This window comes from Catellatospora methionotrophica, assembly GCF_011297335.1.
Classification (GTDB): Bacteria; Actinomycetota; Actinomycetes; order Mycobacteriales; family Micromonosporaceae; genus Catellatospora; species Catellatospora methionotrophica.
In genome coordinates this window covers 63,015-88,319 of record NZ_JAAOTJ010000002.1, presented here as the reverse complement: position 1 = coordinate 88,319, position 25,305 = coordinate 63,015, and the positions used below count along the sequence as shown (strand labels likewise).

Here is a 25,305-nt window from a genome sequence, read left to right as displayed (position 1 = left end):
TCGCGCCCGCCGGAGCCGACGGCGGTTGCGACAGGAAGCGCTCTCGCGGCACGATCCGACCTATGCGCAGTATCACCAAGCCCGTGCTGTCCGATGCCGACATCACCCGCCTGATCAGGCAGGGCCTGGGCGACAACGCCGTCGTCACCGGGCACGAGGAGTTCACCGACGGCTTCTTCAACGCCGCGCACGCCGTGCTCCTGGACGACGGCCGGGAGGTCGTGCTGAAGGTCGCGCCGGAACAGGGCCTGACGATGCTGACCTACGAGGTCGACCTGATGCACACCGAGATCGAGTTCTTCGAGCGCGCCGCGGCTGCGGGCGTGCCGCTGCCGACGATGTGGCACGCCGACGCCGACGGCGGCATCATAATCATGTCGCGGTTGCGCGGAGTCTCCTTCGAGCAGGCAAAGCAGACCATGGCCGCCGAGCACGTGCTCGCGATCCGCCGTGAGCTGGGCCGCATAGCCGCGCACAGCACCACCGTCACCGGCGCGCGCTTCGGCTACCCTCGCCGCGACGGACGCACCCGCTCGGCGTCCTGGCGGGAGTCGTTCCTGTGCTTCATCGACGACATCCTGGCCGACGCCACCGCCACCGACCGGCCGCTGCCCAGGCCCGCCGCGCAGATCCGCGAGCTGGTGCTGCGCCACGCGCCGCTGCTCGACGCGGTCACCGTGCCCGCCCTGGTCCACTACGACCTCTGGGACGGCAACGTGTTCGTGCTGCCCGACGGCGACGGCTGGCGGGTCGAGGGCATCATCGACGGCGAGCGCGCCTTCTACGGCGACCCGCTCGCCGAGTTGGTCTCACTGGCCTCGTTCGCGCCCGAGGACCAGGCCGCGGCGGCGGTCGACGGCTTCCTGGGCCGAGCCCTGCATCCCGGCGAGGAGATCCGGCTGGCCATGTACCGCGCCTACCTGTGGCTGATCCTGGTCGCCGAGACGGCCGTGCGCGGCTACCCGGAGAAGGAGAACGCCGACCTGCTCGCCTGGTCCAGCGAGCGGCTGGCCAACGACCTCGACGCGCTGGCGAGCGCGTGAAAGTTACACCTGTGACCGGTGATGCCATTGTGATCAACTTGCCATGGAAAGCGGCCGGGAAGGTGTTTTGATAGGTGACATGAGCACTCCGGCGATCCTGACCGTGGACGACGACCCGAACGTCTCCCGCGCGGTGGCGCGTGACCTGCGCCGGCACTACGGTGAGAACTACCGGGTGGTGCGGGCCAGTTCGGGCGCCGAGGCCCTGGACGCGCTGCGTGAGCTGAAGCTGCGCGGGCAGCAGGTGGCGGTGCTGCTGGCCGACTACCGAATGCCGCAGATGAACGGCATCCAGTTCCTGGAATCGGCGATGGACCTCTACCCCCGCGCGCGGCGGGTGCTGCTGACCGCGTACGCCGACACCGACGCGGCGATCAACGCGATCAACCTGGTCGACCTCGACCACTACCTGCTCAAGCCGTGGAACCCGCCGGAGGAGCACCTCTACCCCGTTGTGGACGACCTGCTGCAGTCCTGGCTGGCGACCCCGGACGCGGCGACGGCCGAGCTGCGCGTCGTCGGGCACCGCTGGTCCGCGCACTCCTACAAGATCCGTGACTTCCTCGCCCGCAACCTGGTCCCGTTCCGCTGGTACGTCGCCGACGACCCCGAGGGCGCGCGCCTGCTGGCCGCGGCCGGGCTGACCGCTGACGACGTGCCCCTGGTGGTGACCGCCGACGGCAAGACCCTGGTCCAGCCGCACGAGGCCGAACTCGCCGCCAACATCGGCCTGACCACCACCCCCGCCTCGGACTTCTACGACGTCATCGTCGTCGGGGCGGGCCCGGCCGGGCTCGGCTCGGCCGTGTACGCCGCCTCCGAGGGCCTGCGCACCGTGCTCGTCGAGCGCCGCGCGACCGGCGGGCAGGCCGGGCAGAGCAGCCGCATCGAGAACTACCTCGGCTTCCCCGACGGCGTCTCCGGCGCGCAGCTCACCGAACGGGCCCGCCGCCAGGCGCTGAAGTTCGGCGCGGAGCTGCTGTCGGCCCGCGAGGTCACCGCCCTGGAGACCTGCGGCTCGGCGCGCGTCGTGCACTTCGCCGACGGCAGCCGCATCGCCGCGCACAGCGTCGTGCTGGCCACGGGTGTGTCGTACCGGATGCTCGACGTGCCCGGCTGCGCGGACCTGACCGGCCGCGGCGTCTACTACGGCTCGGCGGCCACCGAGGCGCCCGGCTGCCAGGACCAGGACGTCTACATCGTCGGCGGGGCCAACTCGGCGGGCCAGGCCGCGGTCTACTTCTCCCGGTACGCCAGCCGCGTGCACATGCTGATCCGCGGGGAGGACCTGCGCCGGTCGATGTCGCGTTACCTGATCGACCAGATCGAGGCGATCGAGAACATCACCGTGCACCCGTACACCCAGGTCAAGGAAGGCAGCGGCGACGACCACCTGGAGCGGCTGACGCTCGTGGACACCCGCACCGGGCAGGAGTCCGCGGTCGACGCGTCCTGGCTGTTCATCTTCATCGGCGCGGAACCGGGCACCGACTGGCTCGACGGCGTCATCGCCCGCGACGAGCACGGCTTCGTGCTGACCGGGCCCGACCTGCTCAGCGGCGGCAAGCGCCCCGCCGGGTGGCGCCTGGAGCGCGACCCCTACCACCTGGAATCCAGCGTGCCGGGCGTGTTCGCCGCCGGTGACGTGCGGTCCGACTCGGTCAAGCGCGTCGCCTCCGCCGTCGGCGAGGGCGCCATGGCCATCTCACTCGTACACCGATACCTGGAGGGGCAGTGACCATCGAACTCACCCCCGAGCTGCTACGCGGGCTGTTCCTGTTCGAGCAGCTCACCGACGACCAGCTCCGCTGGCTGGCCGAGCACGGCCGGATCGAGTGCATCCCCGCCGGTCCCGTCTTCGCCGAGGGCGACGAGGCCAGCTGCTTCTACGTGCTGCTGTCGGGCACCGTCGCGCTCAGCCGCATCGTGCACGGCGACAGCATCGAGGTCAGCCGCACCGACCAGCGCGGCGTCTACGCCGGAGCCACCCAGGCCTATCTCGGCGACCGGGTGCCCCAGAAGTACGTGCACGCTATGCTCGCCGTCTCCGACGCCGAGTTCTTCGTGCTGCCCGCCGCCGACTTCGGCACCGTCATGCGCGACTGGTTCCCGATGGCGATGCACCTGCTCGAAGGCCTGTTCTTCGGCATGCGCAGCATGCAGACCATGGTCGGCGAGCGCGAGCGCCTGCTGGCCCTGGGTTCGCTGTCGGCCGGGCTCACCCACGAGCTGAACAACCCCGCCGCGGCCGCCGTACGCGCCACCGCCGTGCTGCGCCAGCGCGTCGCCGGGATGCGGCACAAGCTGTCGCTGATCGCTGACGGACGCCTCGACGGCACCCAGCTGCGCAAGCTCGTCGACCTGCAGGAGGAGGCCGTCAAACGGATCGACGGCGCGGCCGAGCTGACCCCGGTGCAGACCTCCGACGCCGAGGACGCCCTGGCCGACTGGCTGGAGGACCGCGACATCACCGGCGCGTGGGACATCGCCCCGACGCTGGTCGCGGGCGGTGTCGACCAGGACTGGCTGGAGCGGGTGTCCGACACCGTCGGCGCGGAGAACTTCGAGTCCGCGGTGCGCTGGCTGACCTACACCCTGGAGACCGAGCTGCTGATGGGCGAGATCGACGACTCGGTCACCCGCATCTCCGGCCTGGTCGCCGCGGCCAAGCAGTACTCGCAGCTCGACCGCGCGCCGTACCAGGAGGTCGACGTCAACGACCTGGTCAAGGCGACCCTGGCCATGTTCGCCGGCAAGGTCACCAAGGACCTGACCGTCGTCAAGGAACTGGACCGGACCCTACCCAAGATCCCGGCGTACGCCGCCGAGCTGAACCAGGTCTGGACCAACCTCATCGACAACGCCCTCGGCGCGATGAACGGCTCCGGCACGCTGACCATCCGCACCGGCCGCGAGAACAGCTGCGTGTACGTCGAGATCGGCGACACCGGCGGCGGCATCGACCCGGCGATCCGGCCGCGCATCTTCGAGCCGTTCTTCACCACCAAGCCGGTCGGCGAGGGCACCGGGCTCGGCCTGGACATCTCGTACCGCATCGTGGTCAACAAGCACCACGGCGACATCAAGGTGACCTCGGAGCCCGGCGACACCCGGTTCCGGGTGCTGCTGCCCATCGAGGAGATCCCGGACGCGTGAGGCTCACCCGTCCAGGTCGCGCAGGATGGCCTCCAGGATGCGCGGGGTCTCCTGCGGCGGCGCCGCGTCGACGCACAACTGCTCCATGACGGCGACGTACTGCTCGACGTCCTCGCGCTTGTCCAGGTAGAGCGCGCTGGTCAGCTGCTGCAGGTAGACCACGTCGGGCAGGTCGTGGTCGGGGAAGCGCAGCAGCGAGAACGCGCCGCTGCTGAACGCGTGGCCGCCCTTGTCGAACGTCATCACCTGCAGGGTGACCTTCGGCAGCCTGGCTGCCTTGAGCAGCGCTTCGAGCTGGCCGCGCATCACCGCCCGCCCGCCGACGGGCCTGCGCAGCGCCGCCTCGTCCACCACCGCCCACAGGAACGGCGGGTTCTGCCGGTGCAGGATCTGCTGGCGCGTGATCCGCAGCTCGACGCGCCGGGTGACCTCGGCCTCGGGCTTGCCGCCGTGGCCGAGCATGATGACCGCGCGCGCGTAGTCGGCGGTCTGCAGCAGGCCGGGCACGAACTGCACCTCGTACGTCCGGATGATCTGCGCGGCGGACTCCAGGCCCAGATAGGACTGGAACCACGCCGGGTAGACGTCACCGTACTGGTGCCACCAGCCGGGCTCGTTGGCCTGCCGGGCCAGTGCCGCCATGGCCTCGCGTTCGGCCTCGTCGGTCACCCCGTAGTAGGTCAGCAGGTCGGCGACGTCACGTTCCTTGAAGCCGACCCGGCCCAGCTCCATCCGGCTGATCTTCGACTCCGAGGCGCGGATCTGCCAGCCCGCGTCCTCCCGGGTGATGCCGCGGGACTCCCGCAACCGCCGCAGCTGCGCTCCGAGCAGCATACGCAGCACGGTAGGACCGCCGCCCGACCCACTGTCCGGGTCTGCCGCCATACCTGCGCCCTCCGCCTGCCAGCCCGCGTGATCTCCTGCGCATACTGTCGCAAAGCGCGGGCTGACTGTCGAGAATCAACGGTCAAGAAAGTAGATCGTCGAAGTCACCGTCGTAGACACCCAGCAGAAACGCGTTCATCTCCGCCGGCGTGTAGAGCAGCACCGGCCCCAGCGGGTCCCGCGAATGCCGCACCGCGAAGCCCGACCCCCCGGGCAGCTTGCCGATCTCCACACAGTTCCCGTCCGCCCCGCTGCGTACGCTCTTGCGCCACGCGACCGCGGCGAGTTCCCTCGCACCACCGTGGATGTGCGTCATCGCGATCCTCCGCCCCCAGAGAGATAACAACGCCCCGTGCAGATGACACGATCATCTGCACGTGCATCAGCGCTTGCTTTTGCACAGGATAGCCGTGCATCATGAGGTCGGCTAAACGAACTCAGTCAATGGAAGCGCTGCCGGAGACCAACCCGCCGGTGGCGCGACCCCCTCCACCTGGGCAGACGGCACGGACCCCTCCCGGACCGGCAGGCTCAGCCTTCTCGGGATGCGGCTACCTCCCGGGCGCGTCGCGCTACGCGGTGTGACCGAAGGCGGCCTGTCCTTGGGACGTGGGGAGTCGCCGGGCACACACGGCAACGAGCCACGTCGGAATGTTCCGCCCCACAGGAGGACACCCGATCCATGGCACCACCGAAGATTCACCCAGACGAGCGATCCGTGGCCGACGTCGTACCCACCGACGCGTACGCCCCCCACGACCGGGTCTGGGTGTACCGCGACGGCCAGTGGCGTCCCGGCATCGTCTACGACGCCAGCAGCCACGCCGCCACCGTCATCTACAGCTCGACCACGGCCCGTGGCACGGAGGTCGAGATAAGAACCGCGCGCTACGTGGCGCGGCGTGACCGCATCGACCTGTCGATCGACGCGCTGAGCTACGTCTGACCCTCCTCAGGTCACCGCCGGGCGGGCGACGACAACGGTGCGAGTTGTCCTCGCCCGCCCGGCGGCGGGTCCTGAAGGTCAGCGCTTGCGGGCCATGCCCGCCCAGTAGAAGGCGCCGTTGGCGTCGTCGAGCTCGCTTTCGGGGTGCCAGCCCATGACCGGCACCACGCCCGGCTCGACCAGGTCCCAGCCGTCGAAGAACCGCGCCACGTCAGCCTGGGTGCGCGGGATGACCGTCATGCCGCCGCGCTCGGCCGAGGACCGGATGACCTCCATCGCCTCCTCGTCGAACTCACGCCCCGGGTGCGTGATGGTCAGGTAGCTGCCCGAGGGCAGCGCTTCCATCAGCTCGCGGACGTGGCCCCACGGGTCGTCGGTGTCCTTGAGCAGCATCAGCACCGCGACCATCATCAGCGCCACCGGCTTGCTCAGGTCGAGGGTCTGCAGTAGCGCCGGGTCGGACAGGATCTCCTGCGGCTTGCGCAGGTCGGCGTGGATGTACTCGCTGCGGCCCTCCTCGGAGCTGACCAGCAGCGCCCGCGCGTGCGCCAGCACGATCGGGTCGTTGTCCACGTAGACGACCCGGGTCTCCGGGGCGATGGCCTGCGCGTCCTCGTGCAGGTTGGGCCGCGTCGGGATGCCCGTGCCGATGTCCAGGAACTGCCGGATGCCCACGTCGGCGACCAGGTACTTCACCGCGCGGCCGAGGAACTTCCGGTTCTCCTTCGCCATCGTCTTGATGGTCGGGATCGCCTGGATGAAGGCGTCCCCCATGGCGCGGTCCGCGGCGAAGTTGTCCTTGCCGCCCAGCCACCAGTCGTACATCCGCGCCGAGTGCGGCGTGCTCGTGTCGACGCCCGGCGGCGCGACCTCCTCGCCACCCGCACCCAGACCGCCGTCCTGCGACACTGACGCCTCCATTGACCGTCGTGGTGATGCAGCGGAAGCATAGACCCGCCGCCTCGCATCGAGCCACACGGTGCGCCACGGAAGTGCTACAGAGAGATCATCACAGTGCTCCACCGAGGACGGCCGGTTGCGCGTGGGCGGTCCTCGGACGGGTGATCAGGGCGGGCACCTGCGCGGTCAGCGTCGCCGACGGCCCGTCGCGGTGGTCGAGAACGGACTGCAGGATCTCGCCCGCGCGCACCGCGGTCGCCGACAGCAGCGAGGACGTGATGCCGTGCGAGTGCTCGGTGCCGCCCTGCAGGTACACCCCGCAGCCCAGATCGGACGCCGTGGCCAGCCGGTAGTCGCGCCCGGCCACCAGGCGGCCGTCGCCGTCGCGTCGCACGTGCCCGGCCAGCTCGCCGAGCAGACCCGACGGGTCGGCCTGGCGGTAGCCCGTGGCACAGACCAGGATGTCGGCGTCCAGCGCGGTCTGCTCGCCGGTGAGCAGGGAGGACACCTCGACCTGGACCCGGTCGCCCCGGTCGTGCACGGCCGTCATCCGGCTCGCGTTCAGGATGCGCAGCCGCTGCCTGCCCAGCACCTTCTCCTGGTAGACCCGGCCGTAGAGGTCGTTGATGAGGTCCAGGTCGACGACCGAGTAGTTGGTGCTGCGGTGGTAGTCCAGCAGCATCTGCTTGGTCTGCGGCGGCGAGGTGAAGAAGTCGTCGACCGCGGCCGGGTCGAAGATGCGGTTGGCGAACGGGCTGTCGTCGGCGGGGCTGTAGCCGTACCGGGAGAACACCGCGCAGATCTCGGCCGACGGGAAGCGCTCGTGCAGGAACGCGGTCGCCTCGGCTGCGCTCTGGCCCGCGCCGACCACCACCAGCCGCTGCGGGTCGGTCCACTGCCCCACCTGGTGCAGCAGGTCCTGCGTGTGCCAGACCCGGGGCGAGGCGGCGACGCCGTCCGGCAGCTGCGGGGTCAGTCCGGTCGCGAACACGACATTGCGCGCCCGCAGCGCCGTCGCGGTGCGCGGGCCCTGGGCTACCACCATCAGGTGGTCGGCGCGGCCGCGCTCGTACACCGGGTGCACGTCGACGACCTCGTGGTCGTATCGGACCATGCCGCTGACCTGTGCGGCGGCCCATTCGAGGTAGTCGTGGAACTCGACGCGCAGCGGGTACAGGCTCTTGTGGTTGATGAAGTCGATCAGGCGGCCCCGGCTGTGCAGGTAACACAGGAAGCTGAACCGGCTCGCCGGGTTGCGCAGGGTGACCAGGTCCTTCATGAACGAGACCTGCATCGTGGCGTCGTCGAGCAGCATGCCGCGGTGCCAGCCGAACGCGGCCTGCCGTTCCAGGAACACCGCGCTGACCGGTGCCGGGCTCTCCGCGGCGGCGATCGCCAGGGCCAGGTTGGACGGACCGAATCCCACGCCCACGATGTCATGGACGACGTCCCCGCCGAACGATTGTTCTGTCATTGCGGTCCCGTTCCTAAGCGTCGCCGGCGCGCCTCCTCGCCAGCACTTAGGTTAGGCTAACCTACGCCATTCGGCTTGCCAATACGGGGCCGCTTTCAACGCAGGTCGTGAATGGAATTCTCATCCACATCGGTAAATTAGGCAAGGCAAACCTCAGGCGTACAGGTGCTCAGGAACCAGACCGAGCAGGCGGTCGGCCAGGGAGAGGTCGAACGGGACGGTGCGGCCCGGCAGCGGTGTGCGGCGCGGCACCCCGGGGTGGAAGCGGTCGAGCAGCTCCTCTGTCGGCAGCGCGGCCAGCGTGATCGGGGCGGCGACGAAGATCTCGTGCGCGCCGGACAGCGGCCGGGTCAGGGCCAGCCAGTTGGCCGTGGCCGCGTCGCGGTCCTCCAGGTACGCCCACAGCGACCGGGCACCCTGCACCGGGTCGGCGCGGTAGTGCGAGGCGAACGTGGGCAGGCGCTCGGTCATGCCGCCGAGCAGCGGGAACCGCAGCGTCACCACGGTCATGCCGTAGCGGCGGGCCATCATCTGGCCGGTCTGCTCGTCGACCTGCTTGCTCAGCGCGTACGGGTCGGCGGCCAGCAGCGGGTGCGCCTCGTCGACCGGCAGGTAGAGCGGCGCGATCGGCTCCGGCGACCAGGCGAACCCCAGCGCGGACTGGCTGCCCGCCAGCACCGCGCGGGTCACCCCGGCCTGTGCCGCCTCCTCCAGCACCACGAACGTGCTGCGGGTGTTGCCGCAGAACACGTCCTCGGCGGTGCCGAGCGTCGGCGCGGGGATCGCGGCGCAGTGCACCACCGCGTCCACCCCGGACAGCGCCTCCCGGACCGTCTTCACGTCGCCGGTGTCGCCGACGACGACCCGCGCCGCCGGCAGATCACCGGGATCGTGCAGGTCGAGTGCCGTGGCGGCGACCCCCTCGCGCGCGAGCAGGTCGAGCGTGGCCCGCCCGAGGCGGCCTGCCGCCCCGGTCACCAGCACGCGATTCACCGACGCCACCGTCCGACCCCACTGCGCATAGTCACGTCACCGTTCTACCCGCCCCGCTCCCCCGCCCCACACCCGCCCACCGGAATCTGGATCTTCAGGAGTGGTGCCTGCATGACACGACCCTTCCCGCCAGCACGTCAAAACGGACAAAAAACCACAAGTCACCGATCGGCAGGTGTTCGTTCGAGCGTGGCATGCTTGGCAGTCCGACCTTCGAACGAGGAGTACACGTGTCGACTGGCGAGGCCGTGCAGGCCGCCCCGGCACGGCGGTCACTGCGACCGCTGCTGTTCGGCCTGACCGTGACCACCGTGCTGGCCCTGCTGTTCGGCGTGCCGTGGTGGACGCTGCTGCTGGCCGGAACCCACTGGCCGACCCCGGTGGTCGCCGGCGGAACCGCCCTATTCGCCGTGGCGGCGCTGACCTTCCCGTACCTGATGTTCCAGGGCCACGCCCGCGGCAAGGACTGGGCGTCGCGCATCGCCGACACCACGCTCGGCGTGATCTGGGTGCTGTTCGTGTGGGCGCTGCTCGGCAACGTGCTGCGCGGCGCGCTGGCCCTCGGCGGCGTCGCCGACCCGCTGCGTTCCCGCGTGACGGCCGCGGCGGTCGCGGCAGTCGCCCTGGTCCTGGTCGTCTGGGGGTACGCCGAAGCCATGCGCGTGCCCCGCGTACGCCGTGTCGAAGTGATCCTGCCCCGCCTGGGCAAGGGCCTCGACGGTCTGAAGGTCGTCCTGCTGACCGACACGCACTACGGCCCGATCGAGCGCTCCCGCTGGTCAGCCGGGGTGACCAGGGCGGTCAACGCACTGGACCCCGACATCGTCTGCCACACCGGCGACATCGCCGACGGCACCGTCGCCCAGCGCACCGCGCAGGCCGCGCCGCTCGGCGACATCCGCGCCAAGCTGGCCCGCACCTACGTGACCGGCAACCACGAGTACTACGGCGAGGCCGAGGGCTGGCTCGCGCACATGCAGCATCTGGGCTGGGAGTGCCTGCACAACCGCCACCTGGTGGTCGAGCGCGGCGGCGACCGCCTGGTCGTGGCGGGCGTCGACGACATCACCGCCGCGCACTCGCGCACCGGTCACTCCATGGACCACGCCGCCGCCCTGGCCGGGACCGATCCGGACCTGCCGGTGCTGCTGCTGGCCCACCAGCCCAAGCAGATCGACGCGGCCGTCGCGCACGGCGTCGACCTGCAGATCTCCGGCCACACCCACGGCGGCCAGATCTGGCCGTTCCACTACCTGGTGCGCGTCGACCAGCCCGCGGTGCAGGGCCTGTCCCGCCACGGCGACCGCACCCAGCTCTACACCAGCCGCGGCACCGGCTTCTGGGGCCCGCCGCTGCGCGTCTTCGCCCCGAGCGAGATCACCGAGCTCATCCTGCGCTCCGCCTGACCCCGTCGCGGCGGGCTCAGGCGTCCTCGCCGGCTTCGCGGCGGGCTTTGGCGCGGCGTTTTCCCTCGTGCATGGCCTGGACGCGGGCGATCGGGATGGTGTGGCCCTCGGCGACCAGGTCGGCGGGCAGGGCCTGCGGGGCGGGCATGAGGTCGGCCCACGGGTCGGACTTCGCGACCATGGCGGGCACGGTGCGGATGGTGAAGTCTGCGGGCGTGACACCCTCCAGGTCCGCCCAGGAGACCGGGAAGGACACCGGCAGGCCGGGGCGGATGCGCGGGCTGTAGACGGCGACCACCGTCGCGCCGCCGGAGCGGGTCGCGTCGAGGAAGACCTTGCCGTGCCGGTCCTCGCGGATGAACGCCGTGGTGGCGAGCTTCGGGTCGAGCCGTTCGGCGCGGGCGGCCACGGCCCGGGTCGCCGCGGCGACCTCCTCCGGGTCGGCTTTGCCGTCCAGCGGCACGAACACGTGCACGCCCTTGCTGCCGCTGGTCTTGACCGCGCCGTCCAGCCCGCAGTCGGCCAGCGCCTGGCGGACCAGCAGCGCGCCCTGCACCGCCTTGCCGAAGGTGTCGTCGCCCTCCGGCGGGTCGAGGTCGAGGATCAGGTGCGTCGGCGACAGCGGGGACGCCGCCAGCGCCAGCGCCGCGTGATACTCCACGGCCCGCTGGTTGGCGAACCAGATGAGCGTGCGCCGGTCGTTGCCCAGGGCGTACGTCACCTCGCGGTGCGACGCCTCGGCCCAGACCGCGGCCCGTGGCACCCAGTCCGGGGTGTACTTGGGCAGGTTCTTCTGCATGAACGCGGGCTGCCCGGGGCGGATCCGGATCACCGACAGGGCCCGGTCGCGCAGCGCGGGGATGATCGCCTCGTGTACCGCGTCCAGGTAGTCCACCAGGTCGCGTTTGGTCGCCCCGGCGTCGTCGAACAGGGGCTGGTCGAGGTTGGTCAGCGCCACCCCGTCGCGGGTCTCACCGTCTTTCGGCATGTGATCACCATTACCCGGCGGTGACCGTCCGTCAACGCGAGTACGGAAAACGGGGCGGACGGATGTCCACCCCGTGCTCCGTGCGTCGGGTCAGCTCGCGCGCTTGACCTCGGTCGCCGGGTCGCCGTCGACCGCCGCGGCCAGCTGCGGCACCAGGCCGTCGAGCAGGTACGGCAGGCTCAGCGGGGTGATGAAGGAGGTCGCGCCGCCGAGCACCTCGCCGTTCTCCAGGAAGACCTCGCGGGATTGGGTCTTGACGTCGAGCTTGGCGTACAGCGGGTCGGCGTGGATCTTCGCCGCGTCGGCGTCGTGCTTCTCGACCAGCCAGACCAGCACGTCGGTGTCGAGCAGGTCGGTGCGCTCCCGGCTGATGCTCTTGCCGAACTCCTTGCCGGTGATCGCGTCGAGCCCGTCGGGCAGTTTGAAGCCCAGGTCCTGCAGCAGGCGGCCGCGCGGGTCCTGCGAGCCGTACACGTAGTAGCCCTCCCACGGCGCGGCGATCAGCGCGGTGGCCCCGGCGAACGTCGGGTTGGCGGCCTTGGCGGCGGCGAACTTGGCCTCGACGTCGGCGATGACCTGCTCGGCCTTGTCCTTGCGCCCGACGGCGGTGCCGACGGTGCGGGTGGCCTGCTGCCAGGACACGCCGTAGTCGATGCTGTCCTTCGGCTGGGCCAGCGTCGGCGCGATCTTCGACAGGGTGGCGTAGTCCTCGGCGGTGAGGTTCGAGTACAGGCCGACGATCAGGTCCGGGCGCAGTGCGGCGACCTTCTCGAACGTGATGCCGTCGGTGTTGGTCAGCACCTCGGGCTTGGCCGCCGAGCCGAGCTCGTCGGTCGCCCAGGGCCAGATCGCGCCGGGGTGCCCGCCCCACCACTCGGTGGTCGCGACCGGCACGACACCCAGCGCCAGCAGGGCGTCCTGCTCGACGAGGCCGACCACGACGATGCGCTTGGGCTCGGCCTTGATCTCGGTGCTGCCGTACTTGTGCTCGATCGAGACGGGGAAGGCCGCCGAGGTCGCGCCCTGGCTGCCGGCGCTGCCGGACGGCTCCTGGTCGGTGCCGCACGCGGCGAGGCCGAGGCCGAGGATCACCGCGGTGGCGGTGGCCGTCAGCGTACGGACGGAAGTGAGAAGCCGCACGGTTGGTCCTTTCTGTGCTGGTGGGAGCCGCCCCCTGGCAGGTCCCGCCGAGGAGCATAGGTTAGCCTCGCCTAATCTCAAACCCGGGGTTGATCAGAACGGAGCGGTGATGACGCAGACGACCAGCGTGCTGCCCGCGCCGCGCGAGGCCGCACCGGTCCGCGCGCCGCGCACCGGCCACGCCCGGCGGCGCGGCGGGCTGGTGATCGGCGTACTGGCTCTGGCCTGCGTACTCGCGCTGAGCATCGCCGTCGGCAGCCGCACCATCGCGCTCGACACGGTGTGGCGGGTGCTCTGGCACGACGACGGCTCCCCGCAGTCGGTGATCGTGCACCAGCTGCGCATCCCCCGGACCCTGCTCGGCCTCGGTGTCGGCGCGGCGCTCGGGCTGGCCGGGACGCTGATGCAGGCGCTGACCCGCAACCCGCTGGCCGAACCGGGCCTGCTCGGGGTGAACCTGGGCGCGTCCTCGGGCGTCGTCGTCGCGATCGCGTTCCTCGGCCTGACCTCGCCCAGCGCGTACGTGTGGTTCGCCTTCGGCGGCGCGGCGCTGACCGCCACGGCCGTGTTCGCGCTCGGCGGGTCCGGGCGCTTCCCGACCCCGGAACGCCAGGTGCTGGCCGGGGTGTCCATCACCGCCGTGCTCGGCGCGCTGGTCTGGGCGGTGCTGGTCACCCACCGCGGCACGTTCGACCGCTACCGGCACTGGGACGTCGGCTCGCTGGCCGACCGCGACGGCGACACCCTGGTCCGCATCGCGCCGTTCCTGATCGCCGGGATCCTGCTCACACTGACCCTGGGCGGCCGCCTCAACGCGCTGAGCATGGGGGACGAGGCCGCCACCGCGCTGGGCGCGCACCCGGGCCGGGTCCGCGTGCTCGGCGTCGCCGCGATCACGCTGCTGTGCGGCGGGGCGACCGCCGCCTGCGGCCCGATCTGGTTCCTCGGCCTGGCCGTGCCGTACATCGCCCGGCTGATCACCGGCCCCGACCACCGCTGGATCCTCGCGTACGCCGTGGTGCTCGGCCCGATCCTGCTGCTCGGCGCGGACGTGCTCGGCCGGGTGCTGACTGCCCCGTCCGAGCTGCAGGTCGGCATCGTCACCGCGTTCCTCGGCGCGCCGGTCTTCATCGCGCTGTGCCGCCGCCGAAAGCTGGGCGCCCTGTGAAAACGATCACCGAACCCACGCGGGGCCGACGGGCGCGGCAGCTGGTGCTGCGCACCCCCGGTGGCGCGCTGTCACTGCGGGTGCCCGCCCGCGCCCTGCTCGTCGGCACCACGCTGCTGCTGGCGGCCGTCGCAATCGCGGTGGTCAACCTGTCCAGCGGGGACTTCCCGATCCCGGTCGGCGACGTGCTGCGCAGCCTGGTCGGGCAGGGCGATCCGGGCACCGACTTCATCGTGCACGAGCTGCGGCTGCCCCGGGCGCTGGTCGCGCTGCTGGTCGGCGCGGCGCTCGGCGCGAGCGGCGCGGTGTTCCAGGGCCTGACCCGCAACCCGCTGGGCAGCCCCGACTTCGTCGGCATGACGGTCGGCGCGGCCACCGGCGCGCTCGTGGTCATCCTGCTGCTGGACGGCAGCGGCATGCAGGTCGCCGCCGGTGCGATCGCGGGCTGCGTGCTCACCTCGATCGCCATCTACCTGCTCGCGTTCCGGGGCGGCACCCAGGCGTTCCGCCTCATCCTGATGGGCGTCGGGGTGTCCGCGCTGCTGGAGGCGTTCAACTCGTACCTCATCGTGAAGGGCCGCCTCGACGAGGCGCTGGCCGCGCAGGTGTGGCTCATCGGCAGCCTCGGCGGCCGCGGCTGGACCGAGGTGACCATCGTCGGGCTGACCCTGGCGGTGCTGCTGCCCGTGGTCCTGCACTTCGGCCGCCACCTGAACATGCTGGCGCTGGGCGACGACACCGCGACCCTGCACGGCGTACGCGTCGAGCGCAGCCGGGCCGTGCTCGCCCTGGCCAGCGTCGGGCTGGCCGCGGGCGCGACGGCGGCGGCGGGACCGATCGCGTTCGTGGCGCTGGCCGCCCCGCAGCTGGCCGCCCGGCTGACCCGCTCCCCCGGCCCCGGCATCCTGCCCGCGGCGGGCATGGGCGCGGCGCTGCTCGCGGGCAGCGACTGGGCCGCCCAGCGGGTGCTGCCCGACACCGACATCCCCGCCGGCGTGGTCACCGCCGCGATCGGCGGGCTCTACCTGACCTGGCTGCTGGCCCGCGAATGGCGGCGCGGCCGATGAGCACGAAGGAGCACCCGATGCGGCTGCGGGCCGAGAACCTGACCCTGGCGTACGACCGGCGCGTGGTCGCCCGCGACCTGGGCGTGCAGATCGCCGACGGATCGTTCACCGTCATCGTCGGGCCGAACGCCTGCGGCAAGTCCACGCTGCTCAAGGCACTCGCGCGGGTGCTGAGGCCGCAGGCGGGCACGGTCTACCTCGACGGCGCGGCGATCGCCTCGCTGCCCTCGCGGCAGGTCGCCAAGCAGCTCGGCATGCTGCCGCAGTCGCCGGTGGTCCCCGCCGGGATCGCGGTCGAGGACCTGGTCGCCCGTGGCCGGTTCGCCCACCAGCGACTGCTGCGCCAGTGGTCGGCCGACGACGAGGCCGCGGTCCGTGAGGCGATGGCGGTGACCGAGGTCTCCGACCTGGCCGACCGGTACGTCGACGAGCTGTCGGGCGGGCAGCGCCAGCGCGTCTGGCTGGCCGTGGCGCTAGCCCAGCAGACGCCGATCCTGCTGCTGGACGAGCCGACCACGTTCCTGGACCTCGCGCACCAGTTCGAGGTCCTGGACCTGTGCGCGGAGCTGCACGAGCAGGGCCGCACCGTCGTCGCGGTGCTGCACGACCTGAACCAGGCCTGCCGCTACGCCACCGACCTGGTCGTCATGCGCGCCGGCGAGATCGTCGCCCAGGGCCCGCCCGCAGCAGTCATGACAGCCGACCTGGTCGAGCACGTGTTCGGCGTAGCCAGCCAGGTGATCACCGACCCCCAGACCGGCACCCCCATGGTCGTCCCAGCGGACCGCCACCGCCGCCGCACCCCCCGGACCGCCGCCTGACCCCTGTCGCAACTCTTAAAGACTTGCGGTATCCAGCTGCCCCGGAGCCGCAAGTCTTTAAGAGTTCAGTCAGGCGTGGGCGGGCGTGGCGGCGCGGGTCAGTGAGTGGGCGATTTCTGCGGCGCGGACGGCCGTGTTGGACAGCAGGGTCGAGCTGATGCCGTGGGTGTGCTCGGTCGGGCCCTGTACGTAGATGCCGCAGCGCACGTCGCCCGTGGTGGCGACCCGGTAGTCGCGCTCGACCTGCAGCTGCCCGTCGTCGCGGCGCACGCAGTGCTCGCCGAGCTCGCCGAGCAGCTGCAGCGGGTCACTGCTGCGGTAGCCGGTCGCGCAGACGACCGCGTCGGCCTCCAGCACGGTGCGCTCGCCGGTGGGCAGGAACTCCACGGTCACCCGTACCCGGTCGGCCTCCTCGACCAGCTCGACGACCCGGGACGCGCCCATGATCCGCAGCCGCTCCCGGCCGAGCACCTTCTCCTGGTACATGCGCCGGTAGAGGCCCTGAATGACGTCCAGGTCGACGACCGAGTAGTTCGTGGACCCGTGGTAGCCCATCAGCATCCGCTTGACGTGCTCGGGCGCGGCGTAGAAGTCGTCCACGGCCGCCGGGTCGAAGATGCGGTTGGCGAACGGGCTGTCGTCGGCGGGGGTGTAGCCGTACTTGGCGAACACCGCGCACACCTGCGCGTTCGGGAACGTCCGGTGCAGGTGGTCGACGGCCTCGGCACCGGACTGGCCCGCGCCGATGACCAGAACCCGGCGCGGGTCGCGCAGGTCGGGCAGGCGGCGCAGCAGGTCGCGGGTGTGCCAGACGCGCGGGCCGGAGCGCACGCCCTCGGGCATCCGCGCTTCGAGCCCGGTCGCCACGACCAGGTTGCGGGCCCGCCGGGTGACCAGGTCACCGCCCTGCCGCGCGATGATCTCGCAGCCGGTGATCACGCCGCCGTCGTGGACCGGGCGCACCGCGACGACCTCGGAGCCGTACTCGACCTGGTCGGCGAACCCGGCGGCGGCCCATTCCAGGTAGTCGTGGAACTCCACCCGCGACGGGTACATCGTCTTGTGGTTGATGAAGTCGATCAGCCGGTCCTTGGCCCTCAGGTAGCTCAGGAAGGTGTAGGGGCTGGCCGGGTCGCGCATGGTGGCCAGGTCCTTGAGGAACGACACCTGCATCGTGGTGCCCTCGATGAGCATGCCGCGATGCCAGCCGAACCGCGGCTGCTTCTCCAGGAACACCGCGTCCACGGACTGCTCCAGCTCGCGTAACGCGATGGCCAGAGCCAGGTTGGAGGGCCCGAAGCCGATCCCTGCGAGATCGTGGAGGTGTGCGTCCGGCGTGGACATATGACCCCTTCCGTTGCGTCCCCCGACAATTACATTAGGCTTACCTTAGCAAGGTAAGCCTTGCCTTTTGCTTCGTCCAGAGGAGGGCACCCCATGCGGGTCGCGATGTTCGGTTACCAGACCTGGGGGCACCGCACGCTCCAGGCCCTGCTGGAGGCACCCGACCTGGAGGTCGTCCTCGTCGTCACGCACCCGAAGAGCGACCACGCGTACGAGCGGATCTGGAGCGACTCCGTCGCCGACCTCGCCACCGAGCACGGCGTGCCGGTCCTGATCCGCGAGCGCCCCGACGACGAGGAGCTGATGGCCGCGCTCAAGGAGGCCGACCTCGACGTCATCGTGGCCACCAACTGGCGCACCTGGATCCCGCCGCAGGTCTTCACCCTGCCCCGGCACGGCACCCTCAACATCCACGACTCGCTGCTGCCGAAGTACGCCGGCTTCTCGCCGCTGATCTGGGCGCTCATCAACGACGAGCCCGAGGTCGGCGTCACCGCGCACATGATGGACGACACCCTCGACGCGGGCGACATCGTGCTGCAGCGCGCGGTGCCGGTCGGCCCGCGCGACACCACCGCCGACCTGTTCCACAAGACCCTCGCCCTGTTCGGGCCGCTGACCGTCGACGGGCTGCGCCTGATCGCCGAAGGCCGCACCGAGTGGACGCCGCAGGACCGCACCCAGGCCAGCTTCTTCCACAAGCGCGCCGACGAGGACCTGCGCATCGACTGGACGTGGACCGCACAGGAGCTGGACCGCCTGGTCCGTGCCCAGTGCGACCCGTACCCGAACGCCTACACCTACTACCGCGGCCAGCGCATCCGCGTGGTCAAGGCCTCGGTCTCCGAAGCCGTGTACGGCGGCACCCCCGGCCGGGTCTTCTACCGCGAGGGCGACGGCGTCGCCATCGTCGCCGGGGCCGAGGCCCGGCGTGGCCGCAGCAAGGGCCTGGTCATCGAGCGGGTACGCCTCGACGACGGCACCGAGCTGGCCGCCACGGACCTGTTCAAGACCATGGGCGGCTACCTGGGACACTTCCCGGCATGACGGAACTGACCGAGCTGCTGGCCGACCTGGTCCGCATCCCCAGCGTCGGCGGCTCGCCGCACGAGGCGGGTATCCAGGAGGTGCTGGCCGACTGGATGCGCGCCGAGGGTCTGGAGGTCGACCTGTGGGAGCTGGCCGTGCCCGAACTGGCCGCCCAGCCGGACTTCCCCGGCATGGAGGTCGCCCGGGAGCGGGCGTACGGGCTGGTCGGCCGGCTGCCCGGCACCGGCGGCGGCCGGTCGATGATGTTCAACGGACACGTCGACGTCGTGCCGCCCGGTGACCTGGACGCCTGGACCGACGACCCGTACAGCGGCCGCGTCGACGGCGACCGCCTCTACGGCCGGGGCGCCTGCGACATGAAGGGCGGCCTGGTCGCGGCCCTGTTCGCGATCCGTGAGCTGAAGCGTGACCGCCCGCGCGGCGACGTGCTGGTCGCCTGCGTGGTCGGCGAGGAGGACGGCGGGCTGGGCACGTACGGGCTGCTGGAGCGGGGGTGGCGGGCCGACGCGTGCGTCATCCCCGAGCCGACCGGGCTGGCCGTGGTGCCCGCCAACGCGGGCGCGCTGACGTTCCGGCTGCGCGTGCCGGGGGTCTCGGCGCACGCGTCCCGGCGTACCGCAGGGGTCAGCGCGGTCGAGAAGTTCCTGCCCGTGTTCACGGCGCTGCGCGAACTGGAGGCGACCCGCAACCGCGACGTCGACCCGCTGATGAAGCGCTGGGACGTGCCGTACGCGCTGGAGATCGGCACCGTGCACGCTGGTGACTGGTCGTCGTCGGTCCCGGACCTGCTGATCGCCGAGGGCCGCTACGGCGTGGCCCTCGGCGAGTCCCCGCAGCGGGCCAAAGCCGAGCTGGAAGCGGCCGTGGCCGCCGTCTGCGCCACCGACCCGTGGCTGGCCGAGCACCCGGTCACCGTCGAGTGGTGGGGCGGGCAGTTCCTTCCCGGCCGCAACCCCGACCCGGCGTTCACCGCCGCGCTCGTCGGGGCCACCGGCGTCACGCCCGAGCAGTGGGGTGCGCCATACGGCAGCGACCTGCGACTGCTCTCCGGGGCGGGCATCCCTGCCGTCCAGTACGGACCCGGCGCGATCGAGCTGGCCCACGCCCCCGACGAGTACGTGCCGATCTCCGAGGTGGTCACCGCCAGCGCCACCCTGGCCCGGCTCGCGGCAGCACACTGCCGCTGACCGGCCGCTCCACCCCCACGATCCACCCCCAGGAGGGGACATGCCACAGCTGACCGGCGGCCGCGTGCTGCGCGACGCCCTGCGCGGGCAGGCGGGCCGCATCGCCGGCAGCGCGCTGCTCAGCACCGGCCACCAGGGCGGTGAGGCGATGGTGCCGGTGGTGATCGGCGTGGTCGTCGACCGTGCCGTCGGCACCGGCTCCAGCTCCGAGCTGCTGATCTGGCTCGCCGTGCTGGGGGCGGTGTTCGTGACGCTGTCGTTCAGCTTCCGCTTCGGCGCGCGGCTCGGCGAACGCGCCGCCGAGCAGGCCGGGCACGCGCTGCGGGTGCGGCTGACCGACCGGGTGCTCGACGCGCGCGGCGGGGCCGACACCGGCCGCCTGCCGGGTGCGCTGGCCAGCGTCGCCACCAGCGACGCCGGGCGCGTCGGCATGGTCGCGCTCGCCCTGCCGCTCGGCGTCGCGGGCATCCTCGGCCTGACCGTCGGCGCGGTGGCGCTGCTGCGGGTGTCGCTGACCCTCGGCCTGCTGGTGCTGCTCGGCACCCCGCTCATGATGGGGCTGGCGCACCTGCTGGGCCGCCCCCTGCAGCGGCGCAGCGAGGTCGAGCAGGACCGCATCGCGCACACCGCGGGCCTGGCCGCGGACATGGTCGGCGGTCTGCGCGTGCTCAAGGGCATCGGCGCGGAGCGCGCGGCCGCCGAGCGCTACCGGCTGTCCAGCCGCGCCGCGCTCACCGCCACCGTGCACGCCGCCCGCGCCAAGAGCTGGCACGACGGCACCCTGCTCGCCGTCAACGGCCTCTTCCTGGCCGTCGTGGCGCTGGTCGGCGGGCGGCTGGCCGCTGACGGCGACATCAGCATCGGCGCGCTGATCGCCGCGGTCGGCATGGCGCAGTACCTGATCGGGCCGCTGTCGATGCTGGTCTGGGTCAACGGGGAACTGGCCCAGGGACGCGGCAGCGCCGTACGCATCGCCGAGGTGCTGTCCTCTCCCCCGGCCGTCGGCGGCGACGCCCCGCTGACCGGCCCGGTCACCGGGCACCTGGCCGTACGCGGCCTCACCCACGCGGGCCTGCGCGGCCTCGACCTCGACGTCACCGCCGGTCAGCTCGTCGGCGTCGTCACCGCCGACCCCGCCCACGCCGAGGCCCTGGTCGACCTGCTCGGCCGCGAACGCGAACCCGACTCCGGCACCATCACCCTCGACGGCCACGACCTGTCCACCCTGGAGCCCGAGGCCGTACGCGGCGCGCTGCTGGTAGCCGCCCACGACGCCGACCTGTTCGAAGGCACCCTGCGCGACAACGTCCGCACCCCGGCCGACGACAACGGCCTGCCCCGGCAGCGCACCGGCGAGCAGGCCGACCGCGACCCGCTAGCCGCCGTGCTCGCCGCGTCCGGCGCGGACGAGGTCGCCGCGACCCTGGCCGGGGGTGTCGACGGGGTGCTCGCCGAGCGCGGCCGGTCGCTGTCCGGCGGGCAGCGACAGCGCGTCGCCCTGGCCCGCGCGCTGGCCGCCGACGCCCCCGTACTGGTTCTGCACGAACCCACCACCGCCGTCGACGCGGTCACCGAGCTGCGCATCGTCAACGGCGTACGCCGCCTGCGCGAAGGCCGCACCACCGTCGTCATCACCACCAGCCCCGCGCTGCTGGCCGCCGCCGACACCGTGCACTACGTCGCCGACGGCATCGTCACCGCGACCGGCACCCACGACCAGCTCGTCCGCGAGCACACCGGCTACCGCGCGACGGTGCTGTCATGACCGGCCAGGAGGCGACCCCCATGACCGCGCAGCGCGAACTGCTGCCCACCGCCACCGGCCGGCAGACCGTCGCCGCGCTGCGCGCACTGCTGCGCCCCCGGCGCCGGCTGGCCGCGGCCGGGCTGTTCGTGCTGACCGCCGCCACGGCGATCGGGCTGGCCGTCGCGCCGCTGCTCGGCCACGTCGTCGACCTCGTCACCGGCGGCGCACCCGCGTCCGCGATCACCGATCCGGTCGTCGCCCTCGCCGTGGTCGCGATCGCGTCCGGCGCGGCCACCGCGTACGGCCTCACCCTGATCGCCCGGCTCGGCGAAGGGGCCCTGGCCGAGCTGCGGGAACGTTTCCTCAACCGGGCGCTGCGGCTGCCGCTGGGCCAGGTCGAGCGGGCCGGGTCCGGTGACCTCACCTCCCGCGCGGGCAACGACCTCAACGCCGTCGCCTCGGTAGTCCGCTCCGGCCTGCCCGAGCTGGCCCGCTCGCTGCTCGCGATCGGCCTCACCATGGCCGGGCTCGCCGTGCTCGACTGGCGCTTCATGCTCGCCGCGCTGCTCGCCGCACCCGTGCAGCTCTACACCGTCTGGTGGTACGGCGGCCGCGCCCTGCCGCTGTACGCCCGCCAGCGCGTCGCCGTCGGCGCGCAGCAGCAGCAGCTCCTGGAGACGATCGGCGGCGCGCCGACGGTCCGCGCGCTGCGCCGCCGCGAGCAGCACCTGGGCCTGGTCACCGGGCGCTCGCAGGCCGCCGTCGACCTGACCATGCGCGGGGTCAACCTGATCACCCGTTTCTACGCCCGGCTCAACCTGGCCGAGTTCATCGGCCTGTCGGCGGTGTTGGCCACCGGCTTCCTGCTGGTGCGCTCCGGCGAGGTGACCCTCGGCGCGGCCACCGCCGCGGCGCTGTACTTCCACAACCTGTTCACGCCGGTCAACATCGCCCTCGGGCTCATCGACGACGTGCAGTCGGCGACCGCCGCGCTGGTCCGCATCGTCGGCGTCGCCGAGCTGCCCGAACCGGTCGCGCCGCCCGCGCCGCGTACGCCCGCGGACGCGTCGCTGCACGCCGACGCGGTCAGTCACGCGTACACCGCGGATCGTCCGGTCCTGCACGAGGTCACCATCGCGGTGCCCGCCGGGCAGCGCGTCGCGCTCGTCGGGGCCAGCGGCGCGGGCAAGAGCACCCTGGCCGGGCTGGTCGCCGGGGTGCACGAACCGACGTCGGGCAGCATCCGGGTCGGCGGCGTCGGCATCGGCGACCTCGACCCGTCCGGGCGGCGGGCCGTCGCGCTGATCACCCAGGAGGTGTACGTCTTCGCGGGCACCCTCGCCGAGGACCTGCGGCTGGCCCGCCCCGACGCCACCGACGCCGACCTGACCGCCGCGCTCGACCGCGTCGGCGCGGCCGAATGGGCCGACGCGCTGCCCGACGGACTGTCCACCGTGGTCGGCGAGGGCGGCCACCGCCTCACCGCCGCCCAGGCACAGCAGCTCGCCCTGGCCCGCCTCGTGCTGGCCGACCCCGCCGTGGCCGTGCTGGACGAGGCGACCGCCGAAGCGGGCAGCGCGGGCGCGCGGGTCCTGGAGGCGTCGGTCGCCGCCGCGCTGCACGGGCGCACCGGCCTGCTGGTCGCGCACCGGCTCACCCAGGCGGCGCTCGCCGACCGCGTCATCGTGCTCGACGAGGGCCGCATCGTGGAGAGCGGCTCCCACGACGAACTGCGCGACACCCCCGACGGCCGCTACGCCGAACTCTGGCGCGCCTGGTCCGGCCGCCGCGACTCCGACAGCTGAGGTCGGCGCTCAGGCCGCGTCGTCGTCGTCGCCGGTCTGAGCGCCGTCCCCGCCGGACCGCCCGGCGATGGCGGCCTGGATGCGGCGCTGCGTACGCAGGGCCTTCTTCGCGGCGACGCTGACCCAGCCGTCGAACTCGGTCCTGCCCTTGTCCTGCGCCATCAGCCGCTCCAGCGTCGGCACCACGCTCTCGTCACCGGTCGAGCCCAGCGCGATGGCCGCCCAGTAGCGCAGGTCCGGGTCGTCGTCATCGGCGGCCGCGAGCAGCCTCGGGAGGACGTCCGGCGCGAACTTCGACAGCGCGCTCGCGACGTAGCCGATCCGGGTATAGCCGCGGTACTCGAACGCCTCCCACAGGGCCGCGAGCGCTTCGTCGCCACCGATCGTGGCCAGCGCCTCGGCACCCCGCTCGCGCAGCCATTCGGGTTCGGACCACAGCGTACGCTCCAGCTCCGGCACCGCGGACGCGTCGCCGATCCGGCCCAGGGCGAGCACCGCCTGCTCCTGGCCCATCCAGTCGCCGCGCTCCAGCAGCGCCGTCAGCCCAGGCACCGCCGCCCGCAGGCGCAGCACGCCGCACCCCATCGCGGCCCAGGCCTGGCAGTTGTACCGGGTGTCGGCGAGCGCGGCAAGCAGCGGCTCGGCCAGGGAGTCGTCGACGAAGACCTCGGCGTGGTTCATCGCCCGGCTGTAGAGCGAGCGGTGGAAGTCCGCGTATCCGCGCACGAGCATCCGCAGCGCTTCCAGCGCGGACTCGTCGCCGCCCGCCTTCACCCGGTCGAGGAGCCGGTACAGGTGCTCCTCGCGGGTGTCGAGGTCGCCGTCCTTGAGTGCGCGCTGATCAGGGTTCACCCGGCAACGGTAGACCCCGCTGACGGCGCTGACGCCGTCGGTCCCGCACCGCGCGAGGCGGCCACGTCACCGGATCGCCCGCCCCACGTTGGGAACACTGTCCCCGACCTGCACAGGAGGAAGCCGATGACCGGCCACCGGGTTCTGGTCTCCGGGGCGAGCATCGCCGGTCCCGCGCTGGCCCACTGGCTGCACGAGTACGGAATGACCTCGGTGGTCGTCGAGCGCCACGACGGGATCCGGCCCGGCGGCCAGACCGTCGACCTGCGCGGGGCGGGCCGTACCGTCGCGCAGCGGATGGGCATCGAGGACGCCGTCCGGGCCGCCTCCACGGGCGAGGCCGGGGTCGCGTTCGTCGACGCCCGCGACCGGGTGAAGGCCGCGTTCGCCGCGGAGGCGTTCGGCGGGGAGGGTTTCGTCGCCGAGTTGGAGATCCTGCGCGGCGAGCTGGCGAACCTGCTCTACCAGCGCACCCGCGAACACACCGAGTATGTCTTCGGCGACCGCATCACCGCCCTCGACGACCACACCGACGGTGTCCGGGTCTCCTTCGCGCACGGCCCGGACCGCACCTTCGACCTGGTCGTCGCCGCCGACGGCATCGGCTCCTCGACCCGGACGCTGGCGTTCGGCGACGAGGCGCGCGTCGTGCCGCTCGGGCTCTACACGGCCTACCTCACCATCCCCCGCGCCGCCTCGGACGGGTCGTGGGCGCGCTGGCACAACGCCCCGCGCGGCCGGGTCGTCGCGCTGCGACCCGACAACCTCGGCACGACCAGGGCGCTGATGTCGTTCCTGTGCCCGCCGCGCGGCTACGAGCGGCTCCGGACCGACGAGCAGAAGCAGTTGCTGCGCCACGTCTTCGCCGGGGTCGGCTGGGAGGCGCCGCGCGTGCTGCGCGAACTCGACGCCGCCGACGAGTTCTACTGCGAGCTCGTCGGCCAGGTCCACGCACCGCGCTGGAGCAAGGGTCGGGTAGCCATGCTCGGCGACGCCGCGTACTGCGCCTCGCCGATCAGCGGCATGGGCACCAGCCTGGCCCTGGTCGGGGCGTACGTGCTGGCGGGTGAACTCGCCGCGCACGCCGCGCACCGCGACGCGTTCGGGGCGTACGAACGGATCATGCGCCCTTATGTCGCCCAGGCACAGCACCTGCCGCCGTTCACGCCGCGTATCGCGCACCCGCGCAGCCGACTCGGGATCGGTCTGCTCAACACGCTGCTGGCCACCGCCGCGAACCCGGTCGTGCAACGCGTCGCCAGGCGGTTCACGTCGCCGCCCGCCGACCGGATCGACCTGCCCGACTACACCCGCCTGCGTACTAGATGAGCCT

At 72.3% G+C, this 25,305-nt stretch carries 22 protein-coding genes; 13 read left to right on the top strand and 9 right to left on the bottom strand.

The window, feature by feature from the left end; genetic code table 11:
- Positions 1 to 62 precede the first annotated feature (62 nt).
- The 3 genes from HAV40_RS07700 to HAV40_RS07690 all read left to right on the top strand — a co-directional run bounded on the left by HAV40_RS07700 (position 63) and on the right by HAV40_RS07690 (position 4,199).
- A complete protein-coding gene (locus tag HAV40_RS07700) occupies positions 63 to 1,043 on the top strand; it encodes a phosphotransferase family protein (RefSeq protein ID WP_166380188.1) in 981 nt (326 codons plus the stop codon).
- A gap of 79 nt (positions 1,044 to 1,122) precedes the next feature.
- Entirely contained in the window at positions 1,123 to 2,781 is a 1,659-nt protein-coding gene (locus HAV40_RS07695) for an NAD(P)/FAD-dependent oxidoreductase (protein ID WP_166380187.1), read from the top strand.
- Entirely contained in the window at positions 2,778 to 4,199 is a 1,422-nt protein-coding gene (locus tag HAV40_RS07690) for an ATP-binding protein (RefSeq protein ID WP_203670923.1), read from the top strand. The genes HAV40_RS07695 and HAV40_RS07690 overlap by 4 nt, the downstream gene beginning before the upstream one ends.
- Positions 4,200 to 4,202: 3 nt before the next feature.
- Here HAV40_RS07690 and HAV40_RS07685 read toward each other — a convergent pair whose 3' ends face one another.
- Positions 4,203 to 5,084: a helix-turn-helix domain-containing protein gene (locus HAV40_RS07685; protein ID WP_166380186.1), complete on the bottom strand. Its 882-nt coding sequence runs from the start codon at positions 5,082 to 5,084 to the stop codon at positions 4,203 to 4,205.
- A gap of 82 nt (positions 5,085 to 5,166) precedes the next feature.
- Positions 5,167 to 5,400 carry a DUF397 domain-containing protein gene (locus tag HAV40_RS07680; protein ID WP_166380185.1) on the bottom strand — a complete coding sequence of 78 codons (234 nt, stop codon included), beginning with the start codon at positions 5,398 to 5,400 and terminating at the stop codon, positions 5,167 to 5,169.
- A 402-nt stretch (positions 5,401 to 5,802) separates the two neighbouring features.
- On the opposite strand from HAV40_RS07680, the gene HAV40_RS07675 reads away from it, so the two are divergent.
- Positions 5,803 to 6,030, top strand: coding sequence for a hypothetical protein (locus HAV40_RS07675; protein WP_166380184.1), 228 nt, complete (start codon positions 5,803 to 5,805; stop codon positions 6,028 to 6,030).
- A gap of 78 nt (positions 6,031 to 6,108) precedes the next feature.
- On the opposite strand, the gene HAV40_RS07670 is transcribed toward HAV40_RS07675, so the two are convergent.
- The 3 genes from HAV40_RS07670 to HAV40_RS07660 form a co-directional block, all read right to left on the bottom strand.
- A complete protein-coding gene (locus HAV40_RS07670; RefSeq protein WP_166380183.1) occupies positions 6,109 to 6,951 on the bottom strand; it encodes an SAM-dependent methyltransferase in 843 nt (280 codons plus the stop codon).
- Positions 6,952 to 7,039: 88 nt separating this feature from the next.
- Positions 7,040 to 8,404 carry a lysine N(6)-hydroxylase/L-ornithine N(5)-oxygenase family protein gene (locus HAV40_RS07665; protein ID WP_166380182.1) on the bottom strand — a complete coding sequence of 455 codons (1,365 nt, stop codon included), beginning with the start codon at positions 8,402 to 8,404 and terminating at the stop codon, positions 7,040 to 7,042.
- Between the two features lie 153 nt (positions 8,405 to 8,557).
- Positions 8,558 to 9,397 carry an NAD-dependent epimerase/dehydratase family protein gene (locus tag HAV40_RS07660; protein WP_203670925.1) on the bottom strand — a complete coding sequence of 280 codons (840 nt, stop codon included), beginning with the start codon at positions 9,395 to 9,397 and terminating at the stop codon, positions 8,558 to 8,560.
- Positions 9,398 to 9,627: 230 nt separating this feature from the next.
- On the opposite strand from HAV40_RS07660, the gene HAV40_RS07655 reads away from it, so the two are divergent.
- A complete protein-coding gene (locus HAV40_RS07655; protein WP_239085710.1) occupies positions 9,628 to 10,803 on the top strand; it encodes a metallophosphoesterase in 1,176 nt (391 codons plus the stop codon).
- A 16-nt stretch (positions 10,804 to 10,819) separates the two neighbouring features.
- Here the strand turns inward: HAV40_RS07655 and HAV40_RS07650 are convergent, their stop codons facing one another.
- Complete coding sequence (locus HAV40_RS07650; RefSeq protein WP_166380180.1) at positions 10,820 to 11,791, bottom strand: DNA polymerase domain-containing protein; 972 nt, start codon at positions 11,789 to 11,791, stop codon at positions 10,820 to 10,822.
- Positions 11,792 to 11,881: 90 nt separating this feature from the next.
- Entirely contained in the window at positions 11,882 to 12,931 is a 1,050-nt protein-coding gene (locus HAV40_RS07645; protein WP_166380179.1) for an iron-siderophore ABC transporter substrate-binding protein, read from the bottom strand.
- 109 nt (positions 12,932 to 13,040) lie between these two features.
- Between HAV40_RS07645 and HAV40_RS07640 the strand changes: the two genes are divergently transcribed.
- The 3 genes from HAV40_RS07640 to HAV40_RS07630 are packed head-to-tail and all read left to right on the top strand — an operon-like array spanning position 13,041 to position 15,987.
- Entirely contained in the window at positions 13,041 to 14,099 is a 1,059-nt protein-coding gene (locus HAV40_RS07640) for a FecCD family ABC transporter permease (RefSeq protein ID WP_166380178.1), read from the top strand.
- Positions 14,100 to 14,104: 5 nt separating this feature from the next.
- Positions 14,105 to 15,166: a FecCD family ABC transporter permease gene (locus HAV40_RS07635; RefSeq protein ID WP_409364918.1), complete on the top strand. Its 1,062-nt coding sequence runs from the start codon at positions 14,105 to 14,107 to the stop codon at positions 15,164 to 15,166.
- Positions 15,163 to 15,987, top strand: a complete 825-nt coding sequence (locus tag HAV40_RS07630; RefSeq protein WP_166380177.1) for an ABC transporter ATP-binding protein — start codon at positions 15,163 to 15,165, stop codon at positions 15,985 to 15,987. Before HAV40_RS07635 ends, HAV40_RS07630 begins: the two co-directional genes overlap by 4 nt.
- Positions 15,988 to 16,056: 69 nt before the next feature.
- On the opposite strand, the gene HAV40_RS07625 is transcribed toward HAV40_RS07630, so the two are convergent.
- Complete coding sequence (locus tag HAV40_RS07625) at positions 16,057 to 17,331, bottom strand: lysine N(6)-hydroxylase/L-ornithine N(5)-oxygenase family protein (protein WP_166380176.1); 1,275 nt, start codon at positions 17,329 to 17,331, stop codon at positions 16,057 to 16,059.
- A 93-nt stretch (positions 17,332 to 17,424) separates the two neighbouring features.
- On the opposite strand from HAV40_RS07625, the gene HAV40_RS07620 reads away from it, so the two are divergent.
- From HAV40_RS07620 to HAV40_RS07605, 4 genes are read left to right on the top strand one after another with little or no spacing between them, the layout of a single operon-like run.
- Positions 17,425 to 18,378, top strand: coding sequence for a methionyl-tRNA formyltransferase (locus HAV40_RS07620; protein ID WP_166380175.1), 954 nt, complete (start codon positions 17,425 to 17,427; stop codon positions 18,376 to 18,378).
- The gene (locus HAV40_RS07615; RefSeq protein WP_166380174.1) at positions 18,375 to 19,568 is read left to right on the top strand and encodes an ArgE/DapE family deacylase; all 1,194 of its coding nucleotides are present in this window, start codon (positions 18,375 to 18,377) and stop codon (positions 19,566 to 19,568) included. Before HAV40_RS07620 ends, HAV40_RS07615 begins: the two co-directional genes overlap by 4 nt.
- A gap of 40 nt (positions 19,569 to 19,608) precedes the next feature.
- On the top strand, positions 19,609 to 21,333 hold the full coding sequence (locus HAV40_RS07610; protein ID WP_166380173.1) for an ABC transporter ATP-binding protein: 1,725 nt from the start codon (positions 19,609 to 19,611) through the stop codon (positions 21,331 to 21,333).
- Positions 21,330 to 23,120 (top strand): ABC transporter ATP-binding protein, encoded by a 1,791-nt coding sequence (locus HAV40_RS07605; protein WP_166380172.1) that lies wholly within the window; start codon positions 21,330 to 21,332, stop codon positions 23,118 to 23,120. The genes HAV40_RS07610 and HAV40_RS07605 overlap by 4 nt, the downstream gene beginning before the upstream one ends.
- Before the next feature lie 9 nt (positions 23,121 to 23,129).
- Here HAV40_RS07605 and HAV40_RS07600 read toward each other — a convergent pair whose 3' ends face one another.
- A complete protein-coding gene (locus HAV40_RS07600) occupies positions 23,130 to 23,972 on the bottom strand; it encodes a HEAT repeat domain-containing protein (protein ID WP_166380171.1) in 843 nt (280 codons plus the stop codon).
- A 126-nt stretch (positions 23,973 to 24,098) separates the two neighbouring features.
- Here HAV40_RS07600 and HAV40_RS07595 point away from each other — a divergent pair, with 126 nt between their 5' ends.
- The gene (locus HAV40_RS07595) at positions 24,099 to 25,301 is read left to right on the top strand and encodes an FAD-dependent monooxygenase (protein WP_166380170.1); all 1,203 of its coding nucleotides are present in this window, start codon (positions 24,099 to 24,101) and stop codon (positions 25,299 to 25,301) included.
- Positions 25,302 to 25,305 lie beyond the last annotated feature (4 nt).

Coding starts and splice junctions, on each gene's coding strand:
- HAV40_RS07700 (WP_166380188.1), top strand. CDS start 63: ATGCGCAGTATCACCAAGCCCGTGCTGTCCGATGCCGACATCACCCGC.
- HAV40_RS07695 (WP_166380187.1), top strand. CDS start 1,123: ATGAGCACTCCGGCGATCCTGACCGTGGACGACGACCCGAACGTCTCC.
- HAV40_RS07685 (WP_166380186.1), bottom strand. CDS start 5,084: ATGGCGGCAGACCCGGACAGTGGGTCGGGCGGCGGTCCTACCGTGCTG.
- HAV40_RS07680 (WP_166380185.1), bottom strand. CDS start 5,400: ATGACGCACATCCACGGTGGTGCGAGGGAACTCGCCGCGGTCGCGTGG.
- HAV40_RS07670 (WP_166380183.1), bottom strand. CDS start 6,951: ATGGAGGCGTCAGTGTCGCAGGACGGCGGTCTGGGTGCGGGTGGCGAG.
- HAV40_RS07665 (WP_166380182.1), bottom strand. CDS start 8,404: ATGACAGAACAATCGTTCGGCGGGGACGTCGTCCATGACATCGTGGGC.
- HAV40_RS07650 (WP_166380180.1), bottom strand. CDS start 11,791: ATGCCGAAAGACGGTGAGACCCGCGACGGGGTGGCGCTGACCAACCTC.
- HAV40_RS07640 (WP_166380178.1), top strand. CDS start 13,041: ATGACGCAGACGACCAGCGTGCTGCCCGCGCCGCGCGAGGCCGCACCG.
- HAV40_RS07630 (WP_166380177.1), top strand. CDS start 15,163: ATGAGCACGAAGGAGCACCCGATGCGGCTGCGGGCCGAGAACCTGACC.
- HAV40_RS07625 (WP_166380176.1), bottom strand. CDS start 17,331: ATGTCCACGCCGGACGCACACCTCCACGATCTCGCAGGGATCGGCTTC.
- HAV40_RS07620 (WP_166380175.1), top strand. CDS start 17,425: ATGCGGGTCGCGATGTTCGGTTACCAGACCTGGGGGCACCGCACGCTC.
- HAV40_RS07615 (WP_166380174.1), top strand. CDS start 18,375: ATGACGGAACTGACCGAGCTGCTGGCCGACCTGGTCCGCATCCCCAGC.
- HAV40_RS07610 (WP_166380173.1), top strand. CDS start 19,609: ATGCCACAGCTGACCGGCGGCCGCGTGCTGCGCGACGCCCTGCGCGGG.
- HAV40_RS07605 (WP_166380172.1), top strand. CDS start 21,330: ATGACCGGCCAGGAGGCGACCCCCATGACCGCGCAGCGCGAACTGCTG.
- HAV40_RS07595 (WP_166380170.1), top strand. CDS start 24,099: ATGACCGGCCACCGGGTTCTGGTCTCCGGGGCGAGCATCGCCGGTCCC.